The organism is Acinetobacter portensis, assembly GCF_009372215.1.
GTDB classification, from domain to species: domain Bacteria; phylum Pseudomonadota; class Gammaproteobacteria; order Pseudomonadales; family Moraxellaceae; genus Acinetobacter; species Acinetobacter portensis.
In genome coordinates, this window is the sequence record NZ_LWRV01000033.1 from 1 (window position 1) to 21,010 (window position 21,010).

Annotated in this window: 21 protein-coding genes and 4 tRNA genes; 19 read left to right on the forward strand and 6 right to left on the reverse strand. The window is 36.1% G+C overall.

The window, feature by feature from the left end:
* From A6M14_RS01910 to A6M14_RS01975, 14 genes are all read left to right on the forward strand, one after another.
* The coding region (locus tag A6M14_RS01910) for a type I secretion C-terminal target domain-containing protein (RefSeq protein WP_152873222.1) at positions 1-675 on the forward strand (675 nt) is incomplete at its 5' end.
* Between the two features lie 150 nt (positions 676-825).
* The gene (gene cysS, locus A6M14_RS01915) at positions 826-2,247 is read left to right on the forward strand and encodes a cysteine--tRNA ligase (protein WP_152873224.1); all 1,422 of its coding nucleotides are present in this window, start codon (positions 826-828) and stop codon (positions 2,245-2,247) included.
* 62 nt (positions 2,248-2,309) lie between these two features.
* A tRNA-Gly gene (locus A6M14_RS01920) sits at positions 2,310-2,385 on the forward strand.
* Positions 2,386-2,654: 269 nt separating this feature from the next.
* On the forward strand, positions 2,655-3,632 hold the full coding sequence (locus A6M14_RS01925; RefSeq protein WP_152873226.1) for a KpsF/GutQ family sugar-phosphate isomerase: 978 nt from the start codon (positions 2,655-2,657) through the stop codon (positions 3,630-3,632).
* A 3-nt stretch (positions 3,633-3,635) separates the two neighbouring features.
* Positions 3,636-4,175, forward strand: coding sequence for a KdsC family phosphatase (locus A6M14_RS01930; protein ID WP_152873228.1), 540 nt, complete (start codon positions 3,636-3,638; stop codon positions 4,173-4,175).
* A gap of 39 nt (positions 4,176-4,214) precedes the next feature.
* Positions 4,215-4,760 (forward strand): LPS export ABC transporter periplasmic protein LptC, encoded by a 546-nt coding sequence (gene lptC / locus A6M14_RS01935; protein WP_152873230.1) that lies wholly within the window; start codon positions 4,215-4,217, stop codon positions 4,758-4,760.
* On the forward strand, positions 4,750-5,319 hold the full coding sequence (gene lptA, locus A6M14_RS01940) for a lipopolysaccharide transport periplasmic protein LptA (RefSeq protein ID WP_152873232.1): 570 nt from the start codon (positions 4,750-4,752) through the stop codon (positions 5,317-5,319). The genes lptC and lptA overlap by 11 nt, the downstream gene beginning before the upstream one ends.
* Positions 5,319-6,062 carry an LPS export ABC transporter ATP-binding protein gene (gene lptB / locus A6M14_RS01945; RefSeq protein ID WP_152873233.1) on the forward strand — a complete coding sequence of 248 codons (744 nt, stop codon included), beginning with the start codon at positions 5,319-5,321 and terminating at the stop codon, positions 6,060-6,062. Before lptA ends, lptB begins: the two co-directional genes overlap by 1 nt.
* A gap of 141 nt (positions 6,063-6,203) precedes the next feature.
* Positions 6,204-7,748 (forward strand): TolC family protein, encoded by a 1,545-nt coding sequence (locus A6M14_RS01950; protein ID WP_417281739.1) that lies wholly within the window; start codon positions 6,204-6,206, stop codon positions 7,746-7,748.
* Entirely contained in the window at positions 7,745-9,898 is a 2,154-nt protein-coding gene (locus A6M14_RS01955; RefSeq protein WP_152873237.1) for a type I secretion system permease/ATPase, read from the forward strand. The genes A6M14_RS01950 and A6M14_RS01955 overlap by 4 nt, the downstream gene beginning before the upstream one ends.
* Positions 9,895-11,085: a beta-barrel domain-containing protein gene (locus A6M14_RS01960; protein ID WP_152873239.1), complete on the forward strand. Its 1,191-nt coding sequence runs from the start codon at positions 9,895-9,897 to the stop codon at positions 11,083-11,085. Before A6M14_RS01955 ends, A6M14_RS01960 begins: the two co-directional genes overlap by 4 nt.
* A gap of 106 nt (positions 11,086-11,191) precedes the next feature.
* Positions 11,192-11,791, forward strand: coding sequence for an IMPACT family protein (locus A6M14_RS01965; RefSeq protein ID WP_152873241.1), 600 nt, complete (start codon positions 11,192-11,194; stop codon positions 11,789-11,791).
* Positions 11,784-12,401, forward strand: a complete 618-nt coding sequence (locus tag A6M14_RS01970) for an acyltransferase (RefSeq protein WP_152873243.1) — start codon at positions 11,784-11,786, stop codon at positions 12,399-12,401. The genes A6M14_RS01965 and A6M14_RS01970 overlap by 8 nt, the downstream gene beginning before the upstream one ends.
* A 106-nt stretch (positions 12,402-12,507) precedes the next feature.
* Positions 12,508-13,350 (forward strand): universal stress protein, encoded by an 843-nt coding sequence (locus A6M14_RS01975; protein ID WP_152873245.1) that lies wholly within the window; start codon positions 12,508-12,510, stop codon positions 13,348-13,350.
* Positions 13,351-13,506: 156 nt separating this feature from the next.
* On the opposite strand, the gene A6M14_RS01980 is transcribed toward A6M14_RS01975, so the two are convergent.
* From A6M14_RS01980 to A6M14_RS01995, 4 genes are all read right to left on the reverse strand, one after another.
* Complete coding sequence (locus tag A6M14_RS01980; protein ID WP_152873247.1) at positions 13,507-14,172, reverse strand: O-methyltransferase; 666 nt, start codon at positions 14,170-14,172, stop codon at positions 13,507-13,509.
* 137 nt (positions 14,173-14,309) lie between these two features.
* Positions 14,310-15,023 (reverse strand): D-Ala-D-Ala carboxypeptidase family metallohydrolase, encoded by a 714-nt coding sequence (locus A6M14_RS01985; RefSeq protein ID WP_152873249.1) that lies wholly within the window; start codon positions 15,021-15,023, stop codon positions 14,310-14,312.
* Between the two features lie 133 nt (positions 15,024-15,156).
* Complete coding sequence (gene fdxA, locus A6M14_RS01990; RefSeq protein ID WP_152873250.1) at positions 15,157-15,480, reverse strand: ferredoxin FdxA; 324 nt, start codon at positions 15,478-15,480, stop codon at positions 15,157-15,159.
* 194 nt (positions 15,481-15,674) lie between these two features.
* On the reverse strand, positions 15,675-16,547 hold the full coding sequence (locus tag A6M14_RS01995; RefSeq protein WP_152873252.1) for an ATP-binding protein: 873 nt from the start codon (positions 16,545-16,547) through the stop codon (positions 15,675-15,677).
* A 170-nt stretch (positions 16,548-16,717) separates the two neighbouring features.
* Between A6M14_RS01995 and A6M14_RS02000 the strand changes: the two genes are divergently transcribed.
* From A6M14_RS02000 to A6M14_RS02020, 5 genes are all read left to right on the forward strand, one after another.
* Complete coding sequence (locus A6M14_RS02000) at positions 16,718-18,232, forward strand: DUF3336 domain-containing protein (RefSeq protein WP_152873254.1); 1,515 nt, start codon at positions 16,718-16,720, stop codon at positions 18,230-18,232.
* Position 18,233: 1 nt separating this feature from the next.
* Positions 18,234-19,034 (forward strand): protein kinase domain-containing protein, encoded by an 801-nt coding sequence (locus A6M14_RS02005; RefSeq protein WP_171500225.1) that lies wholly within the window; start codon positions 18,234-18,236, stop codon positions 19,032-19,034.
* Positions 19,035-19,141: 107 nt separating this feature from the next.
* Positions 19,142-19,226, forward strand: a tRNA-Leu gene (locus A6M14_RS02010).
* Positions 19,227-19,262: 36 nt separating this feature from the next.
* Positions 19,263-19,336: transfer RNA gene (locus A6M14_RS02015), tRNA-Trp, on the forward strand.
* A 35-nt stretch (positions 19,337-19,371) separates the two neighbouring features.
* Positions 19,372-19,456, forward strand: a tRNA-Leu gene (locus tag A6M14_RS02020).
* A 182-nt stretch (positions 19,457-19,638) separates the two neighbouring features.
* On the opposite strand, the gene A6M14_RS02025 is transcribed toward A6M14_RS02020, so the two are convergent.
* Together A6M14_RS02025 and gloB are read right to left on the reverse strand one after the other, a co-directional pair.
* A complete protein-coding gene (locus A6M14_RS02025) occupies positions 19,639-19,842 on the reverse strand; it encodes a hypothetical protein (RefSeq protein ID WP_163120808.1) in 204 nt (67 codons plus the stop codon).
* A gap of 367 nt (positions 19,843-20,209) precedes the next feature.
* Positions 20,210-20,941 carry a hydroxyacylglutathione hydrolase gene (gloB, locus tag A6M14_RS02030; RefSeq protein ID WP_152873258.1) on the reverse strand — a complete coding sequence of 244 codons (732 nt, stop codon included), beginning with the start codon at positions 20,939-20,941 and terminating at the stop codon, positions 20,210-20,212.
* Between the last annotated feature and the right edge of the window lie 69 nt (positions 20,942-21,010).

The window sequence follows — 21,010 nt, forward strand, 5'->3', positions numbered from 1 at the left end:
CGACAAACCCGGTACGGTTCACTACAAATTTGGGATAATGGTTATTATAAATATACATTAACTCAAAGCTTAGTTAAGGCTGCAGATATTGGCTCTAAAGAAATCTTTGAGTATAAAATTACTAATTTATTTAATGGTACGCAGGAAACAGCGAAGCTCGAAATCAGAATAGATAGTTATAATACTATTGTTAAATCTGACTCAGATACAGATATTGTACTTGAAGGTTCGGATAGTGATGAAGTTTTAGTTGGTAATGCATTTAACAATATCATTACAAGTAAGGGTGGATCAGATCTTCTTCTTTATAAACTCTTAGATGATGCAAGTCATTTGGGTGGAAATGGGCAAGATATTTGGACGGACTTTAAGGTGGGACAAGTTTATACCGATTCTTTGAAATTAGAATCGTTAACAAATCCAACAATTTTCAAAACTGATGGAGCTGATGCGATTGATATTTCAGCACTACTTGATGATAGCGCAACTAAGCTAAATATTGCTCAGTATATTGATGTCAAATATGATGCATCTACAAAATCTGCAATGATTTCTATCGACCGAGATGGGAAAGCTGGAGTGGAGTTTGAAAGTACAAAATTGCTCACTTTAACAAATCAAGACAAAGTGATTACATTGGAAGAGTTATTGAACAACAACCAAATCATTTTCTAATCTAATTGTAGAAAACTGAAAACAAAAATCCCTAACTTCGGTTGGGGATTTTTTTATGCAGAAAACTATAAAATTTAATGTTAAAACTTTATGAAAAATAGTGCTTAGGTTAAGATGAGCCATCATTAATAAAAGCACTTATGAAAACCTATGCAACCATTTGTTCTATACAATTCAGAGCAACGTAAAAAAGTTGAATTTGTTCCACGTAAAGAAGGACATATCGACATGTATGTGTGCGGTATGACAGTTTACGACTACTGTCATATTGGTCATGCTCGCGTAATGGTTGCATTTGACTACATTATTCGTTTCTTACGCAGTCAGGGTTGGAATGTAAAATATGTTCGAAATATTACAGATATCGACGACAAGATTATTAAACGTGCCAATGAAAATGGCGAAAGTATTACCGCTTTAACAGATCGTTTTATTCAAGCAATGAATGACGATGCTGAAAATTTAGGATGCTTACATCCAGATGAAGCACCACGTGCAACAGACTATATCGATCAAATGCAAAATATGATTGGTACGCTTGTTAATAAAGGCACAGCATATCCATCGGCAAATGGTGATGTGTATTTTGAAGTTGAAAAATTTGCAAAATATGGTCGTCTTTCAGGTCGTAAACTCGAAGATATGCAAGCAGGTGCATCTGATCGTGTAGATGTTGAAGTAGAGAAAAAACATCCATTTGACTTCGTACTTTGGAAACATGCCAAAGAAAATGAACCATCATGGGCTTCACCATGGGGTAATGGTCGTCCAGGTTGGCATATTGAATGTTCAGCAATGTCGACATGCTGCCTAGGAAATCATTTCGATATTCATGGTGGGGGTTCAGACTTAACATTCCCACATCACGAAAACGAAATTGCACAATCAGAAGCTGCAACAGATGAACAATATGTAAACTACTGGATGCATGTTGGTTTCATTAATGTTGATGGTGAAAAAATGTCTAAGTCTTTAGGCAACTTCTTTACTATTCGTGATGTAATGGATAAATTCCATCCTGAAGTTATTCGTTATTTCATCGTATCATCGCACTATCGTAGCCCTGTAAATTTTTCAGATACTGCGTTAAAAGAAGCGAAAAATACACTGTCACGTTTCTATCATTCTTTCAAAGCATACCAGCAAACTTATGGTACGGACGTTGTTGCAGCGTATGATGAAGCACTGGTTGAACGTTTTAATGCTGCAATGCGCGATGACTTTAATACCTCAGAAGCGATTGCAGTTTTATTTGAAATTAACAAAGAATTGAACCGTGCAGTTAAAGATGAGAATTCAGAGCAAGCAGCTGTTTACTATGCAACTTTACGTCATTTAACTAATATTTTAGGTTTAGTTCAGCACAATGTAGATGATTTTTTAAAGTCAGATATTGGTCAAGAAGCCTTGGGTTTATCTGCTGAACAAATTGAAGATTTGATTCAACAGCGTGTCGACGCAAAGAAAGCGAAAGAATTTGCGCGTGCAGATGAAATTCGCCAATCTTTACTCGATCAAGGTGTAGTTTTAGAAGATACGCGTCAAGGGACAATTTGGCGTCGTGCTGATTAATTGATCAAATGAAATTGTAGAGAGTTGACATCATCATAAAACTCTCTATAATTCACCTCATTGCGGGAATAGCTCAGTTGGTAGAGCATAACCTTGCCAAGGTTGGGGTCGGGAGTTCGAGTCTCCTTTCCCGCTCCAGAATACGAAAAAGCGCCTATCGAAAGATAGGCGCTTTTTTTTATGCCTAAATATATTACGCTGCTGTCTAAAAATAATTACAGTCAAATACTTTATTTACTCAATGCTAATGGATGTATTCCGAATGCCTAACAGTGGTTTAAAAAAGAGATTTCTTACACATTTTGAACCATTGTGATTGAATAGATATGATAAAATTGCGAAAATTAAGCAGAAATGCATATGAATGGCTCTTATAGGGCAAGGTCTTAAAGTTGAATTCAGAAAACATGCCAAATCAAATTGATTTTCAAAGCGTTGCTTTAGAAACATTAAAAATAGAAAAACATGCATTACAAGTTCTTACGACACAAATTGATGATCGTTTTACGCAAGCTTGTGAAATTATTTTGCAATGCAAAGGTCGTTTAGTTGTGACGGGTATGGGAAAATCAGGTCACATTGGTCGCAAAATGGCAGCAACTTTTGCTTCAACAGGAACACCTTCATTTTTTATGCATCCCGGTGAAGCAGGGCATGGCGATTTGGGCATGATTGTTCGTGGCGATGTTTTAATTGCAATTTCCAATTCAGGAAAAAGTGATGAAATTATGATGTTAGTGCCTTTGGTTAAGCATCTAGGTGTGCCATTGATTACTATTAGTAGTGACAATAAAGGGCCAATGCCAAAAAATGCAGATGTTGCACTGACACTAGGGAATATTCAAGAAGCATGTCCATTGGGTTTAGCACCAACTTCAAGCACAACGGCAACACTTGCTTTAGGTGATGCTTTGGCTGTTGCATTGTTGGAAGCTCGTGGTTTTACTGCCGATGATTTTGCACGTTCACATCCTGCAGGTGCTTTAGGCAAACGCTTATTACTCGATGTAAAACATCTTATGCATACGGGTGATGAGCTACCAAAAGTATCTCCAGACACACCAATGAATCAAGTGCTTTATGAGATTTCAAGTAAGCGATTAGGTCTAACCACCATCGTTGATGAAAATGACGTTTTGCTTGGTATTTTTACGGATGGTGATTTACGTCGTTTGATCGATAAGCAGCAAGGCTTTGATATTCATTTATCTATATCTGAAGTCATGACGAAGCATCCTCAGACTATTGGGCAAAACTCTCGTGCCGTGATTGCATTAGAGAAAATGAATGAAAAGAAAGTAAATCAATTTGTTGTGGTTGATACTGAAAATAAAGTGATTGGCGTAATTGGTATGCATGACTTAATTCAAGCTGGGGTAAAATAGATAATGGCATCATATGTTTTGTTAGAACAAGCACGTCATGTTGAGGCTTTGGTTCTAGATGTTGATGGTATTTTGAGTGATGGTTTTGTTACGCTTACAAACTCAGGCGATGAAATTAAATCTTTCGATATTCGTGATGGATTAGGCATGAAGCTTGTACAACAAGCAGGTGTTAAAGTCATTATTATTACTGGTCGTAAAAGTAATATCGTAGAACAACGTATGTCTGCATTAGGTGTAGATTTAGTATTTCAAGGTCGTGAAGATAAAGGCGTTGCATTAAAAGAAGCATGTGCACAATTTAATCTTAAACCTGAAGATTGCTTATATATGGGGGATGATTGGCCCGATTTATCTGCATTTGCAATTGCAGGTATGAAGGTTACTGTTCCAAATGGTCATGTTGAAGTGCGTCGTCGTGCAGATTTAGTGACACAAGCGATGGGTGGGCGTGGTGCTGTACGTGAAATTTGCGATATGATTTTAATGTCGAAAGGCGTATACACACAGTTACTCGAAAAATATGCATCTGCGCCACAATAATGTTATATACATTCAAAAGCTTGAGTTGAAATCACACTTATGGATACAAAAAAATTATATGTCGTCGCTTTAATGATTGCAGCTATAAGTAGTGGTTATTATTATTTGGGCGGGAAAGGTAAAAAGCTAGAAGTCGATTCTTCTAGAAGCATGACTTATTCTGCCGAACAAATTAATTTGACTCAAACAGATGAAAAAGGCTTGATATCTTTAAAGGCGCGAGCAGATCGTTTAGAACAAGATATGCAAAAAAATAGTGCTAGGTTAATGAATCTGAATGCAGATACTTTTCAAGATTCTAAACCCGATGGGAGCTTTTTTGCTAAAGTTGTGAATTCTTATGACAATAACTCAAAGGTTGTCATGTCTAATCAGGTTTTAGCCACACGTTTTCTAGATAGTGGTGAAAAAATGACATTTAAGACATCAGAACTGACGGGTTATCCTAAAACTAGAGATTTGCAAACAGATAAGCAAATTACCGTTGAGTCCCCACAAGCTAAATTTTTAAGTCAGGGGATGAAGGCAAATTTTAACAACGGACAATACGAATTTTTTAATATTCGAGGAACATATGAACGATAATTCTAAGCTTAATACATTGAAATTTTTAGCTAAAAAATCTTTACTCGTGGCAAGCTTGGCAATTGTATCCTCGAGCGCGGTATATGCAATTCCATCGGATCGTCAACAACCATTATCATTGGTTGCAGACAGAGCAACGTTTAATGAAAAGTCTGGCGTAACAACATATAGCGGTAATGTCATTATTGAACAAGGCACAATGAAGGTTCAAGCTGCATCACTTGTTGCAAACTTAAATGCAAATAAACAAATTAGCGTAATTACAGCAACAGGTGGACCTGCAAAATTTCAGCAAAAGCTTGATTCTGCCAAAGGGTTAGCAAAAGGTCAGGCACAAAAAATTGTGTATAACGCAGAAACAGGAATTATCACGCTTTCAGGTAATGCATTACTTGAACAAAATGGCTCAAGTATTCGTGGTGCAACATTAAAATACAGCATGAATAAAGGTGATATTGAAGCAATTGGTACTCCAAATAGTACAGGCTCTTCAAATGGTCGTGTACAAATCGTGATTCCGCCAACAAGCTCTAAATCTTATCCTGGAGCACGTGATTAATGGATGAACTAGATAAAACACAAACTTTATGTATTAAGCATTTAGCTAAAAATTATAGTAAGCGTTGGGTTGTAAAAGATGTTTCTTTCACTATGAAAAGTGGTGAAATTGTCGGTTTACTTGGTCCAAATGGTGCAGGGAAAACAACAAGTTTCTATATGGTTGTCGGTCTTGTGCGTATGGATAAAGGCGAAATTCATTTAGATGATTTAGATTTATCTGATTTAGCCATGCATGAACGCGCACAAAAAGGTATTGGTTACTTACCTCAGGAAGCTTCAATTTTTAGAAAACTGACGATTTCTGAAAACATCATGGCAATTTTAGAAACGCGTAAAGATTTGAATAAAGATCAGCGTAAAAAACGCCTTTTAGAACTTTTGGCAGATTTTAAAATTACGCATATTAAAGATTCATTGGGTATGAGCGTTTCTGGTGGTGAGCGTCGTCGTGCTGAAATCGCACGTGCTTTAGCTGCAGATCCAAAATTCATGTTACTTGATGAACCTTTTGCAGGTGTCGATCCAATTTCAGTTGGTGATATTAAAGATATTATTAGTACCTTAAAAAACCGCGGTATTGGTGTGCTTATTACAGATCATAATGTACGAGAAACACTCGCAATTTGTGAAAGAGCTTACATTGTAAGTGAAGGTTCTGTGATTGCAGAAGGCTCTCCGCAAGATGTTTTAGCCAATGAAACAGTACGTCAAGTTTACCTTGGTGATGACTTTAAAGTCTAAGTATTAGAATTTCATGCAGATTTTTATGTAAACATCTGCATGAATTATAAATTGAAAAATACGGTAATAAAACTTAACAAAAATACACATTAACAAACAAATAGCGATAAAATAAAATAAAATTATTTTGTTAAATTGATCATGTTTATCAGACAAAAAACGGTAAATATAAAGCTATTTATTTCGAGTGCCATGAAGCCACTCAGCTTGTTATCGCTTGCTATATTTCTCCCAAATCATGCATATACTCAAAGCCCCAATAAGCATTCTACAATGGTAGTAAAAGATGCTTTATCGGGGATTTTATCTCCCAAATCGAACCCAAATTTTAATCAGGCAAATTTTAGCGAACTAAGTGATTTTAGTGTTTATAGACAACAATCCGAAGCATTGCCGATTATTTCTCAAGGTTCATATAGTCAAATTTCGCCTCGTGTGATTGTTTCCCAAATACAAAAGCCACAAAGCTTTAATCATTCGATTTTAATAGCATTGCAACGTAGTCCAACAGTGACACAATCAATTGCAAACCTATCTTCTCAGAACGCTACAATTGACGTGGCTCGTGCAAGTTATTATCCACAAATTTCGGGTGGTTTTTCTTCTGCCGATTTAACTGATCAAAAAGGTTATGGACAAGTTCTGAGTTTGAATGCAACGCAAATGCTTTACGATTTTGGTAAAGTTAAAAGTAGCGTTAGTATTGAACAAGCAAAATTAATAGCATCTCAAGCCAATGTATTAGTCGATATTGACAAAATTGCTTATGATACTGCTATTGCGATTGTGAATATTAAACGTTATCAAAGTATTACCGCAATTGCTAAGCAGCAAATTGAAGGGATGTCTCATATTGCTGAGATTACTAATTTACGCGCAAAAGCGGGTATTAGTACGCAGGCAGACCCTGTGCAAGCGTTATCAAATGTCGAGTCGGCTCAAGCAAATTTAATTGTGCAAGAAACGCAATTAAGCCAATATCAACAAAAACTTCGAACGCTTGTTGGTGTGGATGCAAGAACCCTCGATTTTCAAATTCCTGAAACAATTGTTGCAGATTCACATTTATATGAAGAACCTAAATTCAATAGGGTTCCTAAAATGATGGTTGCGCAAACAGAAGTAGCAATTGCAAGATTACAAAAAGAACAAACCAAATTAAGTAATTACCCAACTTTAAGTGTGAAAGGTTCTCTTAGCCAAGCTGTAAATGGTAAGCATCCAAGCAATAATGAAGATGATGGAACAGATAGTTCAATCATGCTTGAAGCGACAAGCACTTTTTATCAGGGGGGCGCTGTTTCCTCTAGAAATAAAGCGGCTAGTTTTGCCGAAGAAGCTGCAAAAGCAAAAGTCAGTTCTGTTTATTTAGATGTTTTAGATGAGTTGAGAGTGATTCGTGAAGAAATTGATAATAAGCAAAAATTATTTGGCATTTTAACTGCACGTAAAGCAACAACCATTCGTACACGCGAGTTGTATCAAGAGCAATATAAGTTGGGTACGCGCTCTGCGGTAGATTTATTGAATGCCGAACAAGCGATTCATAGTGCAGCGCAAGAAATTGAAAATGCACGTTATGACATTTATGCAGCACTTATTAAATACCTTTCGATTACGGGGCAATCTTTTGATGCTTATCAATTGAAAAATACATCAATCCAAGGGTTTATGGTGAAGCCATGAGTACAAAAATTAATTATCAACCTTGGCTTCAGGCAGTTTTGTCGATTGCAAAGCATTACCGCATAGAACCTTCTGAAGAGCGCATTCGTTTGCAACTCGATTGGAATCCGAATCAAACGGTAGATGATGTTCTTGCCGTGATGACGCGCCAAATTGGTTTAAGTATTCGTAAATCTACATTGAATAAAGATTTATTGAATCCTTGGCGTTTACCGATCATTGTTGAAATGAATGATGGTCAAGTGGGGGTGGTCGATAAAATAGATGCTGAAGGGCATGTAAATATTCAATTTAGTGGTGATGGTGGCTTATCTCAAACATCAACCATTGATGTTTTAGAACAACATATTCGTCATGTTTATATTTTACGTCCTGAAAAATCTGTACCCGATGCACGTATTGATGAGTATATAAAACCGTATGAGCAAAGCTGGTTTTGGTCAATTGTTCTTCGAGATTGGAAACGTTATACCGATGTGATGTTGGCATCATTATTGGCAAATATTTTAGCTTTAGCTACCATTCTATTCTCCATGAATGTGTATGACCGTGTTATTCCTGCACAGTCAGTATCTACACTTTGGGTGCTTGCTAGTGGTGTTTTACTCGCTTCAATTTTCGAGTTTGTGCTGCGTATGGCACGTATTTATTTATCCGATACTATTGGTAAACGTGCAGATTTACGAATTTCAGATCGTGTTTTTGGTCATGCTTTACGTATTAAAAATAAAGAAAGATCGAAATCGACAGGGACTTTTATTTCACAAATTCGTGAATTAGAAGGCGTACGAGATTTGGTCACATCAACCACTATTTCAGCCATCGCAGATTTACCATTCTTTTTATTATTCCTCGCAATTTTCTGGATTATTGGTGGCAATTTATTCTGGGTGATGTTGATAATTGTGCCACTGATGATTCTTCCTGGTTTCTTAGCGCAAAAACCTTTAGCGAAACTTGCCAATGAGGGGATTCGTGAAAGCTCCATTCGTAATGCGATGTTGGTAGAAGCCGTTCAGGGTATTGAAGATATCAAACTTTTACGTGCCGAAACTCGATTCCAAAATCAATGGAATCACATGAATGAAGCATCTGCCGAAGTTTCTATGCGCCAACGTAAAATAGTGGGCTTTATGAATACTTGGACGCAAAAAATTCAAGGTTTGGCATTTGCAATCGTTGTTTTAGTCGGGGCTTTTGCTGTGATGGAGGGTGAAATGACCACAGGTGCATTGGTGGCGTGTTCAATTTTATCTTCACGGATGCTTGCACCTATTTCACAATTGGCAGGAGTTTTAGGGCGCTGGCAACAAGCCAAAGCGGCTAAAAAAGGCTTAGATGAGTTGATGAAAAAGCCTGTCGATCAGCCTGATCACGCACACCTTATTCATAAACCTGCAATTCATGGTGACTATGAATTCTCCGAAGTCATTTTCCAATATGGCGAAGATGATCCAAAACCAAGCCTAATTATTCCCAAATTGCAGATTAAATCAGGCGAAAAAATTGCCATTCTTGGTCGAAATGGTGCGGGTAAATCGACGTTATTGCAGTTGCTTTCGGGTATGCAAACACCTGTTCAAGGGAAAATTAAACTCGATGGTGTAGATATGTCACTCATTGATCCTTCAGATGTGCGTCGTGATATGTCACTTTTAAATCAAAGTTCAAGTTTGTTTTTTGGAACTGTGCGTGAAAATATTACGCTTGGTGCACCTTTAGCAAGTGATGATGAAATTTTACATGCCTTAAAAATGACAGGTGCAATCAACTTTGTTCAAGACAAAAAAGAAGGTTTGGATCATATGATTTTAGAGGGCGGAATTGGCTTCTCTGGTGGTCAACGTCAAGCCTTACTTTTATCGCGCTTATTAATTCGTAAGCCAAATATTTTACTCTTAGATGAGCCTACCGCAGCCATTGATGATGTCACTGAAAAGCAATTTATTGATCAGTTGAAACAGCAACTTGATCATAAAACATTGGTTATTGCGACACACCGTAGAGCAGTTCTAGAGTTGGTAGATCGTATTATTGTGATGAATGACGGCAAGATTGTGATGGATGGTCCTCGTGATCAAATTTTAAATCAGTCGCAAGAGAAACCTCGTGTGCAACAGCATCAAATTCAAGCTGGAGTTCAATCATGAGTGAAGCAAAGTTAAATCAAAAGCGTAACATGACTGTTACTGAGCTTGAGCCACCATTACCTAAAGCTAGCATGCTGATTTGGATTGTATGTATAGGGCTTTTGGTTTTATTGGCTTGGGCGTGGTTTTTTAAGCTTGAAGAAGTTTCAACAGGTACGGGTAAAGTTGTTCCTACATCGAAAGAGCAAATTGTTCAGTCTTTGGATGGCGGTATTTTGACAAAAATTCACGTGAAAGAAGGTCAAGTTGTAGAACAAGGACAAGTGCTTGCACAATTAGACCCAACACGTTTTGAATCTAATGTTGGTGAAACAGCATCATTATTGATGTCGTCTAAAGCAACAGCTGCTCGTTTACGTGCAGAAGTAAGTGGTACGGCATTATCTTTTCCGTCAGAGGTGCTGAAAGAACCTAAATTGGTTGCTGAAGAAACGGCTCTTTATAATTCAAGACGTGCTAATTTAGAAGAATCATTATCAGGCTTAAAGCAAGCGTTAAATTTAGTGAAGCAGGAATTGAGCATGACCGAACCACTTGTTGCAAAAGGTGCTGCAAGTGACGTTGAGGTACTTCGATTAAAGCGTCAAGCCAATGATTTACTAAATCAAATGAATGATATTAAAAATCAATATTATGTGAAATCTCGTGAAGAGTTAGCAAAAGCTAATACCGATATTGAAACACAACAGCAAGTGGTAAAAGGGAAGTCTGATACCTTAAACCGTACGCTTTTTAAATCGCCTGTGCGTGGTATTGTGAAAGAAATTGATGTGATGACCATAGGTGGGGTTATTCCACAAAATGGTAAAATCATGACCATTGTGCCATTAGATGATCAGCTTCTGATTGAAGCACGTATTTCACCTCGAGATATTGCGTTTATTCATCCTGAGCAAGAAGCACTTGTTAAAATTACCGCATATGATTATGCCATTTATGGTGGCTTAGCAGGTAAAGTAACAGTTATTTCACCAGATACAACTCGAGATGAAGTGAAGCAAGACCAATTTTATTATCGTGTTTATATTCGTACCAATACAGATAAGCTGACCAATAAAGAAGGTAAGCAATTTAGTATTACCCCAGGTATGGTGGCGACAGTTGATATTAAAACAGGTTCAAAAACTGTACTTGAATATCTGGTTAAACCATTTAACAAAGCACGTGAAGCATTACGTGAACGTTAAAACTAAATAATTCACTTATAAAAACCTCTTTCCGAAGAGGTTTTTTATTGCCAAATTTAGCCCTAAAACACGTTATAATGACTTAATTGCTTAAGTTTTTTCATTTATGCCATTTACCATTGCCCAAGCTGTAGAATTTGAAGAAGATATAAAGAAAAGTCGCTTTCAAGCCATTGCTGTACCTGTAGAAAATGAACAAGCGGTGAAAGACTTTTTAGAAGCCAATAAAGATCACACCACAACACACCAATGTTGGGCTTGGAAAATAGGGCATGATGTACGGTTTAATGACGATGGTGAACCATCTGGCACAGCAGGGCGTCCAATATTAGCCACAATTGAAGGCAATGAGCTGACCAATGTACTTGTGTTAGTCAACCGATGGTATGGTGGTGTTAAGCTTGGTACAGGTGGTCTTGTACGCGCCTATGGTGGAAGCGCAGGGCAATGCTTGTTACTTGCTGAAAAAATTGAACTGATTAAAAAAGAAAAAATTTACTTTGAATGTTTATTTAATGAATGGTCAATTTTACAATATGAATTAAAACAAAGCGAAATTGAATATCAGGAAAGTTATACCGCAGATGGTGTTCAGGTGAATGCACTCGCACAAATTCATCAAATTGAACCGCTCGCTCATAAAATTCAAGATTTAACCCGAGGACGTGCGCAACTCAAAATTGTTGAGGAGCCATCGAATGACTGATATCGATCCATTATTAAAATATCGTGAACAGCATAAACATCGTTTGAATTATATGCCTTGGTTATATTGGTCGTTAAAGCCAAAAAATCGTGCGTGGGCAGATGAGTGGCAAAAAGAATATCAAGCATATTTGATGTCGATGGAAACAGTTGAAATAGGTGAAAATTGTTTTATTTCACCCTTGGCACATATTTTTGCTGAATCAGGTCGTAAAATTATTATTGGTGATAATACTTTTATTGCAGCCGATTGCACTTTGCATGGGCCACTTGAAATTGGCAATGAAGTTGCTATTAATCATCACTGTATTTTAGATGGTGGACGAGTCGGTATTAAATTGCATGATCAAGTTCGTATTGCAGCCTATTGTCACTTATATGCTTTTGATCATGGTATGGAACTTGATATGCCAATCTATCAACAACCTGTGCGCTCTCAAGGGATCGAAATAGGCAAAGATGTTTGGTTGGGTGCGCATGTTGGTGTGAAAGATGGCGTGAAAATTGCCGACCATGCAGTGGTTGGTATGAACAGTATGGTTACGAAAGATGTCGCTGAAAATGAAATTGTGGCAGGGAATCCTGCAAAGTTAATACGTTATCGAAAATAATAAATGAAGCTTAAACTTACATAATTTGATGAAAACTATAATAAAGATGTGCTAATTTAAAAATAACAACAATGAATTAAAAAATGTGAAACATAAGGAGGGTTTTATGAAACGTGTAGTGGCTTGTATTGATTCATCCCCTTGTATTAATGCACTTGCTGAAGCTGCAGCTTGGATTGCCAAGAAAACCAATCGAGAACTTGTGTTATTACAAGTTTTGGACTATTACCCTGCAAGTTATCATTTAGGGGAAATTAGTGGTGTGATTGGTTTTGAAAGTAATGCCATGCTTTTAAAAGAGCTTGCGGAGCTTGAACAAAAACAAAGTGAATTAGCACTCGATTATAGTAATAATTTACTCAATCATATTTCTGAATTAATTCAAGAAAAACACGATATTGTACCTACTCGAATTCAAGAAAAAGGTGATTTTTTAGAACAAAGTTTTAATGTTCTTCAAGAAGATGATATTGCATTAATTGGGCGTTTAGGCGAGCGATCTGCTGAACGAAAAAAAGCAATGGGAAGCAATGTTGAAAACTTTATTCGTGGTGCAAATTGCACCGTAATGACTGTGGGTGAAACATTTAAGCCACCTACACGTTTTATCTTTGCTTATGAATATTCTCCAACGTGCGTGAAGATGATGCATCGAATTGCAAAAACTGATTTACTACGATTATTGCAATGTCATTTGTTATATGTGGGGGATCATCCTGAAGTGCTTAAAGAGCCTGAAAACTTTTTGAAGCAAGCAGGTTTAGATGTCGTTACAGAATATAGATATGGTGATGTTTCAGAAAATATTTTGGAATATCAAAAAGAACATGGTATTCAACTTATTCTGTTGGGTGCATTTAGCCATAGTAAAATCAAACAATTCTTTTTGGGGAGTATTACAACCGCTATTTTTAGGAACTCAATCGTACCTTTATTGGTGGTTAAATAAGGATATTTCTATTGTTTAGAGTAATTTGTCTAAACTGATTTATTTCTGTCCATAGTTATCCTCATTTACTGTGGATAACTATATGGACAGTGTGTGTAAGTCTATAAAGTTAAATAATAAAAAAACAAAGTTTGTTTTTTGTTCGCTGTTAAAAAATTATTTAACAATCGCAATTGCAAAGCCATCATGTCCTTTACTACCAACCGTTTGTAGGGCAGTGCAAGAAAGAATTTTAGGATGATTTTGCATCGCTTTAAACATGTCACGAATGCCTTCAATACTTGGTTTATGATTGTCAGGATTTAAAATTTCACCTGCACGAATCACGTTATCTAAAAAGATAATGGTGCCTGAATGCGATAAATTTAAGCTCAATTCTAAATACTCAGGATAGCTTTGTTTATCGGCATCAATAAAAATAAAATCGAAAGGTACTGTATCTTCAGGTAAAGCACGAAGAATATCAGCTGCACGACCACATTTTAATTCGACAGTAGGTTTAAGCTTAGCATTGTCGATATTTTCTTGACCTAATGCTGCGTGTGTATCACGACCTTCCATTGTTAAAATATAACCATCTTCAGAAAGTGCACGAGCCAACCACATGGTGCTGTAAGCAGCAAAAGTACCAAGTTCAAGTACGCGTTTGCAATTGTTCATTTGAATGAGCATTTGCAATAACATGCCTTGGTTTGGCGCAACAGCAAGATGATCTGGGAAGCCTTTATCGTCAGTATTTTTTAAAGTCTGAGTCAAAATTGGATCTTCAGGAGTTAAATGTGACTCGATATAACTATCAATTTCTGTCCACATTTGTTGCATAGTACATTTACCTTTGTTGCGTTGCGTGCATTTTATACCTTTATGCTCAGACTGCAATTTTTAAAGCAAAAAATCCATCTAAGATATCAATAAGACATAAAAAAGAGGTCAATTGACCTCTTTTTTAAGATTTTAATTTAGTAATGACACATCGATGATTTACGAGATAAATCGGGTCCCCAAGTACGGAAGCCTTGAGAGTCAATATGAATTTGACCAGTAGAATACAAGCCTAAGCCCATGTTTAGGCTACTACCGTATTGTGACCAAAATTGGCAAAGCTTGAATTTGCTATATTCAATATATGCATAATCTTCTGGTTGAGGAATTGCAGGACCAATACGGAAATCGATGGCAGAGTTAAATAAATGACGTGATGAACTTGCACCACCAGCGCATTGATTTAAAGCCAAGTCACGATAAACAGAGGTTACCGTAAAGTCTGTTAAAACTTTAGATGCAATTAAGTATTTAAAAATGCGTAATGTAGGAACTTGATTTGCCCATAATTCACGGCTAGGAACCATGTATTCAGAACGACCACATTTTTGCCAATCACGTGCGGTGCGTAGTAATTCATAGCTAGGAATAATATTACCTACGCCATTTTTTTCTAAGAATATTTCATAATCTCGGATTTGTTTTAAATTATCACTTACGGCAGTCCATGAGTTATATGCATAAGGAATAACTTTAGGCGGAACCTTTCGATCAAAAGTCACATTTTCTTGAGGGATGAAAATTCTTTTACCCTGTGTAGATGTAGAACCTTGATTGGGATTAGAAGAACATCCAATCATGAAAAGTGGGATAAAACTAAACGAAAGCACGGCTTTCAAAAAATGCTTCATTATTTAAATCAGAAGTTTATTAAAATCAGAAATATAATAATCTAAAAAATGAGAATTATTCAGAAAATATTGAAATGAAATGTGTCTTTTGTGGGTAAAAAAAGATCAGCAAGTGCTGATCTTTTTTTTAATCTTATTTTTCAAGATATTGTAATTTATCTTCTTTGCCATTCCATTCTTCACGGTCGGCAGGTTGGTCGCCAATTTGCGTGATATTTGGCCATGTTTGCGACAGTTCTGCATTTAGCTCGATAAAGACTTCTTGACCTGCAGGTAACTCGTCTTCCGAGAAAATTGCATTTGCAGGGCACTCCGGTTCACATAGCGCACAGTCAATACATTCATCTGGATTGATGACAAGGAAGTTTGGACCTTCGTAGAAACAATCAACAGGACAAACTTCAACGCAGTCTTGATATTTACATTTAATACAATTTTCTGTGACAACAAATGTCATGGCGACGGCTACCTAAAAATTTGGTCTAATAACTAATGATGTATTTTAGGCAAAAACACATCAAACAAACAATTCCTTTTATTGATATTTATTATTTAAATCTATGAAAAGGGCAAAATGATATGATTTTTATTGATAAATGATAATTAATATCACTTAGCTAGATGTTTGGAAATAGCCAAGTGATTTTTAAATTAACTATTTTTCAGTTGTTGTGAACCAATCCAATGTTTAGAAAATTGATAAGCGGCTCGTCCTGAACGTTGCCCACGTGATTGACACCATCTTAGAGCTTCAATACGCGCTTCATCATCCATGGTCATATTGGCTTTATGTAAGTAATTTTCAACAATTTCTAAATATAAGTTTTGATCCATAGGGTAAAACGAAAGCCATAAGCCAAATCGGTCTGACAATGAAATTTTTTCTTCAATGGCTTCCTGAGGATGTAGCTCTGTGTATTGAGGGACATCAACTTTTTGAAGTGGGATGTTTTCATGCATAAATTCAGGTAATAAATGTCTGCGGTTACTGGTTGCGTAAATAATAAAATTACCTGAACCCGATTGTAATGAACCATCTAAAACACTTTTTAAACTACGGTAGTTTTCATCTTCCGCATTAAAAGCCAAATCATCACAATACACGATAAACTTTTCAGGACGATCTTTAATAATGTCTTGAATTAAGGGTAAATCGGATAAATCATCACGTTCAATTTCAATGAGTCTTAAACCTTGTGATTCATATTCTGTAAGTAATGCGCGAACAATAGATGATTTTCCTGTACCTCGTGAGCCTGTTAGTAGCACATCATTGGCAGGTAAGCCTTTTAAAAACTGTAAGGTGTTTTGAATGACTTTTTCTTTTTGACGCTCAATACCTTTTAAGTCTGCTAAATACATAGTTTTTGCTTGAACAATGGGCTTTAATTGTTTGTTTTGCCATTTATATGCAGATGTTGAAAAATCTGAACTGTGTTGAAGCTCGGGCAAAGCTTGTTGTACTTGTTGCAGTACGGTGGTCATTAATTTTAAAAGGTTTTCGGGTAAATCAATTAGTGCCATGATTTTTCAGCTTATATTTCAATATAGAAGAGGCTAGATATTGCTTAAAGAATGTATACCAAACTTCAATAACTTGCCAAGTAAAACACGTTTTAATCATTGAACTCTTTATAGAAGTTCTGCATAGTGAGAATTAGGGTTGATGTATAAAAACATGGAAGAGGGTTGTAATGTTATTTAAAGATTTTGGAAATGGCATGAATACACATAAAAACAAACGGATTAAAGAATTAAAAAAACAAATTGAACAGGCTGAATCTTATGAAGAATGGCAGCATTTAGCGCTAAAAATAGATGAAGAAACGGGTGCACAAGCATGGAAATATGATAATTCATCGCCTTATTTTGATGCAGAAATAATTGCGCATCGTTTAATTTTACTCCGACGTTATAGAGCGCAAAATCGTATTTCAGATTTAATGCATATTTTGCGTGAAGGTTTAACTTACGATATTGCCAATATTGCACATCCAATGTTGTTTACAGCAACCATGGTTGGAACAAAAAAAATCATTGAAGATTATGTTGCAGAGGTAAGTAATAGTTTGGCATTTGTGGCATCAGAACAATGTCAAACGATAAACAATGAAGAAAAAATCGCATTTTTCCAGGCCTGTCAAAAAGCTTATGGTCAGCCTGCATTAATGTTTTCAGGCGGTGCAACGCTAGGTTTGTTTCATACAGGTGTTTGTAAGGCATTACTAGAGCAAGATTTAATGCCAAAAGTGATGTCGGGTTCAAGTGCAGGGGCAATTATGACTGCAATGCTTGGCGTTTCTAAGCCTTCAGATATGCAACAAATTTTAAGTGGTGAAAGTTTCTTTAATGAAGCATTTAAATTTAGAGATTGGCGTGAAATTCTTAAAGGGAATGGCGGTATTGCTGATGTTAAATTCCTTAAACAATTTTTAAAGAACAATTTAGGTGATTTAACTTTTGCTGAAGCTTTCGAGCGATCTGGCTTACATATTAATGTTGCTGTTGCACCGTATGATGCTTCTCAAGATGCACGAATTATGAATACCTATACAGCTCCAGATTTGTTGGTTTGGAGCGCTGTATTGGCTTCGTGTGCTGTACCTGTATTATTTCCACCTGTACGCCTTACAAGTAAACGCCAAGATGGTAAATACACACCCTATATGGCAACAACTACATGGGTAGATGGCAGTGTACGTAGTGATTTTCCACAAGAGAAAATGGCACGGTTATATAATTTAAATTACACCATTGCATGTCAGGTAAATCCGCACGTTGTGCCTTTTATGCAAAGTGATGAAGAACGTTTTCGTAAGGATATGCTCAGTTGGCCTGAACGTATTGTGCGTCGTCAAGGAAAAGTAATTTCAAGAGGCATGATGGATTTTGCACGTGAACGCGTGGGAAGTGTACCGACGGTAAGACGTTTGCTTGATCATGGTTATGGGGTAATAGATCAGCGTTATTATGGTGATGTAAATATCGTGGGGCATTTTAACTTGCGTCATTACAGTTATATGCTACAAAACCCGAAAGAACACTTATTTAAGATGTTGCAACGTGAAGGTGAGCGAGCAACATGGCCAAAAATTTCATCTATCGAAGTTCATGCACGTGTAGGTAAAACCATTCAGCATTGCTTAGAGCTTCTCACATATCAACAAGACAAAGTGCAATATGCAGGTTCAGAATATATTCAAATTTAATTTGGAAGATATACTTTCTAAAAAATTAACTTGTGCAAGTCAGCCGAAAAGTTTGGCTTTAGGACGCCGTGTATTTTATTGGTTTGAAGAACATCAACAATATTGGCTAAAAACCCAAGCACTGCAAAATGAAGTCAGCCTAGAAGATGCTTTTCAGCGTGAGCTTGATTTCTATACATCCTTAAGTGAAAAGCAGATTGAAAGCATTGCATTGCCTTTTCAAATTTTAAAGCATTCCGCGGTGGTGAATAATTTTAATATCGGCATGCCACTTCTGATTTTACCCCATGCAAAGTTTTTATTTGATGAACCTACAAATACACTCAACATAGATCAAATTAAACATAAAATGCTTCAAGCACTTTCTGTATTAGAAAATTTGCATAAAGCAGGGTGGTTACATGCAGATTTAAAAGCAGAACATTTTGTTGAATATAACAATCAAACCAAACTCATCGACTTTGAACAAAGCATAAAAATTAAAGATACGCTTAAATTTTCACAATTAAATGCAACACCAAGATATATGGCGCCTGAATTATTTCACGCAGAAGCAAAAAGTATCGCTTCAGATATCTATGCTTTAGGTATTGTTTTTTATGAATGGTTAAAACAAGAGCGACTTTTTGCAAATAATTATTATGATTGGGCAGTTTTACACTGCCAAACGTTAAAAATTGAACTGCCAGAATCATTTATTTGTTTTAAAAGGACATTGGATGCAATGTTAATAAAGCAAAAAACAGATAGGTTGATTGATATTTCAGCATTAAAAATGAGCTTAATTACTGAAAATGTATAAGAAAAAACCAAAAAATATCATTTTGTTTTTTATTTAAACAAACGATGGTTTTTTTAATAAAAAGGGCTTGTCATCATTAAGTGATCTCTATAATATACACAGCCATTGGGGACGTGGCGAAATTGGTAGACGCACTGGATTTAGGTTCCAGCGCCGCGAGGCGTGAGAGTTCGAGTCTCTCCGTCCCCACCAATAATTATCAACTAAGTTTGATAGTTATTAGGCAATAGAGGATTGGTGTAATGGTAGCATGACGGTCTCCAAAACCGTTCGTCAAGGTTCGAGTCCTTGATCCTCTGCCAACTTAAAATCTAACAGTATGTTAGTACCCTATGATGGGGACGTGGCGAAATTGGTAGACGCACTGGATTTAGGTTCCAGCGCCGCAAGGTGTGAGAGTTCGAGTCTCTCCGTCCCCACCATCATTATTAAAGCAAGGCATTGTCCTTGCTTTTTTATTGCCTGAAATTTAGTAAATACTGACTTTTAATAATAAAACTTAAGACAACTTAAATGTATAGATGTAAAAATGCCCATTAAAAAATGGGCATATGAAAATCCTTTTCACTATTCGCGTGAATATTCACTTTGTGTTATGAACACATTAAGCTTTTAAATGATCCTCAAACTCTTCACCCAATTGAACTGCAAGGGCATTACCTGAAAGTTCGCAAGTCACTAAGCCATATTCTTTTTTGAAACTAAAAGTAAAACCACGGTTATCTGTTAGGTTTTTTACTGAATATCCTAATTTTTCTAACCAAATACGAAATGCGATTAAATTTTTTGCCTTAACTACTTTTTTCACGAGAAAGCTCCTTGTTTATCCCTAAATATATTAATAGGGATGGATAAAACTTTTTAAAGGATAAAATTAAATAAAAATGAATTATGTTGAGTTTTTATTTTTATATTTTATAAAAAGTTGTAGTTTTATGCGTCTAAAATTGGATGAGTTGTTTTTAAGTTGTTGTAATAAATATTAAAAATATTTTTTAATATTTATTTTCTTTTTTTATTCGATGTTAAAAAATGTAAGTTGGAAATATTTTGTAAATATTAAATGAGAATCAATGTTTGTTTGCTCTTTATTGATGATTGAAGAATATATTGATATTTAGAAAAAATAGTTTTGGGGGATGCGTATATAAATACGCATCAAATAAAATGTTAAATTAGAAATTATCTTTAAGCTCTCTGAGCTCTTGAAATTTTTTAACGTTGTTCGCGCGTAGAAAAGGATTGGTTTTGAGTTCAAGGTCAATTGTGCTTGGTAGTGTGCATTGATTTAGTAGGCGTAAGCTTTCAACTTCTTGAGTGCGTTGAATAATATCGACATTATTGGGTTCAATGTGTAAGGCAAATTTAGCGTTTGAAAGCGTATATTCATGTGTGCAATACACTTTTGTGCGTGGTGGTAAAGCAGAAAGTCTATTGAGTGAATGATACATTTGTTCAAATGTACCCTCAAAAACTCGACCACAACCCATAGCAAATAAGGTGTCTCCACAGAATAAGCTATTAATGGCATCGGCAAAATAAACAATGTGTCCAAGTGTGTGACCTGGAACAGCAATAATATCGATTTTTAAGTCGTGAAACTTGAATGAATTTTCATGCGAAAGTGGGTGGGTGATAAACGGAATTTTACTCAGTTCTTCACGCGGGCCATAAACAGGAATATTACGGTTGATGAGTAATGCAGGAACACCACCTACGTGGTCTTTATGCCAATGTGTGAGCCAGATTTGTGCCAATTGAAGTTTGTTTTCAGAGCAGAATGCTTCAACTAATTTCGCTTCGGTTGGATCGACTGCAATGACTTCTTTGGTGCTAGTATTTTCAATTAACCATATATAGTTCTGTAGCTGATTTTTTACATCAATAAAATGAACTTTATAGGTCATAAGCACTCACCAAAATTAATCAATAGATTTGATTAAATAGTACCTTTTTCTATAAGATCTGTGTATTAA

Bases quoted from the DNA above. Each gene is read 5' to 3' on its own strand.
- fdxA (WP_152873250.1), bottom strand. From the start codon at position 15,480: ATGACATTTGTTGTCACAGAAAATTGTATTAAATGTAAATATCAAGAC.
- gloB (WP_152873258.1), bottom strand. From the start codon at position 20,941: ATGACCTATAAAGTTCATTTTATTGATGTAAAAAATCAGCTACAGAAC.
- A6M14_RS01980 (WP_152873247.1), bottom strand. From the start codon at position 14,172: ATGCAACAAATGTGGACAGAAATTGATAGTTATATCGAGTCACATTTA.
- lptC (WP_152873230.1), top strand. From the start codon at position 4,215: ATGGATACAAAAAAATTATATGTCGTCGCTTTAATGATTGCAGCTATA.
- A6M14_RS01970 (WP_152873243.1), top strand. From the start codon at position 11,784: ATGACTGATATCGATCCATTATTAAAATATCGTGAACAGCATAAACAT.
- A6M14_RS01930 (WP_152873228.1), top strand. From the start codon at position 3,636: ATGGCATCATATGTTTTGTTAGAACAAGCACGTCATGTTGAGGCTTTG.
- A6M14_RS01925 (WP_152873226.1), top strand. From the start codon at position 2,655: ATGCCAAATCAAATTGATTTTCAAAGCGTTGCTTTAGAAACATTAAAA.
- A6M14_RS01975 (WP_152873245.1), top strand. From the start codon at position 12,508: ATGAAACGTGTAGTGGCTTGTATTGATTCATCCCCTTGTATTAATGCA.
- A6M14_RS02000 (WP_152873254.1), top strand. From the start codon at position 16,718: ATGTTATTTAAAGATTTTGGAAATGGCATGAATACACATAAAAACAAA.
- A6M14_RS01985 (WP_152873249.1), bottom strand. From the start codon at position 15,023: ATGAAGCATTTTTTGAAAGCCGTGCTTTCGTTTAGTTTTATCCCACTT.
- A6M14_RS01960 (WP_152873239.1), top strand. From the start codon at position 9,895: ATGAGTGAAGCAAAGTTAAATCAAAAGCGTAACATGACTGTTACTGAG.
- lptA (WP_152873232.1), top strand. From the start codon at position 4,750: ATGAACGATAATTCTAAGCTTAATACATTGAAATTTTTAGCTAAAAAA.
- cysS (WP_152873224.1), top strand. From the start codon at position 826: ATGCAACCATTTGTTCTATACAATTCAGAGCAACGTAAAAAAGTTGAA.
- A6M14_RS01995 (WP_152873252.1), bottom strand. From the start codon at position 16,547: ATGGCACTAATTGATTTACCCGAAAACCTTTTAAAATTAATGACCACC.
- lptB (WP_152873233.1), top strand. From the start codon at position 5,319: ATGGATGAACTAGATAAAACACAAACTTTATGTATTAAGCATTTAGCT.
- A6M14_RS01955 (WP_152873237.1), top strand. From the start codon at position 7,745: ATGAGTACAAAAATTAATTATCAACCTTGGCTTCAGGCAGTTTTGTCG.
- A6M14_RS01950 (WP_417281739.1), top strand. From the start codon at position 6,204: ATGTTTATCAGACAAAAAACGGTAAATATAAAGCTATTTATTTCGAGT.
- A6M14_RS01965 (WP_152873241.1), top strand. From the start codon at position 11,192: ATGCCATTTACCATTGCCCAAGCTGTAGAATTTGAAGAAGATATAAAG.